This is a genomic window from Mesorhizobium sp. M4A.F.Ca.ET.022.05.2.1 (assembly GCF_003998845.1).
Lineage (GTDB): Bacteria > Pseudomonadota > Alphaproteobacteria > Rhizobiales > Rhizobiaceae > Mesorhizobium.
Genome location: NZ_RZOJ01000849.1, coordinates 1 through 401, shown reverse-complemented (window position 1 = coordinate 401; position 401 = coordinate 1). Strand labels below are relative to the sequence as shown.

At 68.3% G+C, this 401-nt stretch carries 1 protein-coding gene; it reads right to left on the bottom strand.

Annotated features, from left to right (window positions below; translation table 11 throughout):
* The coding region (locus tag EN745_RS35780) for a thiamine pyrophosphate-dependent enzyme (protein ID WP_245487924.1) at window positions 1–401 on the bottom strand (401 nt) is incomplete at both ends.

The window sequence follows — 401 nt, the reverse complement described above, 5'->3', positions numbered from 1 at the left end:
CTCGACGATCGCCGGCTTGCCGCTGGCGCGCGCGCGCTCGAAGGCCGGCGCGAAATCGGCGGTCTTCGCAACCGTCTCGCCGTGGCCACCATAGGCGCGGGCAAGGGCGGCGAAGTCCGGGTTCTTGAGGTCAGTGGCGACGACGCGGCTCGGATATTCCCGCTCCTGATGCATGCGGATCGTGCCGTAGATGCCGTTGTTGACGACGATGACGATGATCGGCAGATCGTACTGGACGGCGGTGGCGAACTCCTGCCCGTTCATCAGGAAGCAGCCGTCGCCGGCGAAGGCGATGACTTCGCATTCCGGGTGCAGCGCCTTGGCGGCGACCGCGGCCGGCGTGCCGTAGCCCATCGAGCCGGAGGTCGGCGCCGCCTGCGTGCCAAAACGGCGTGAGCGAT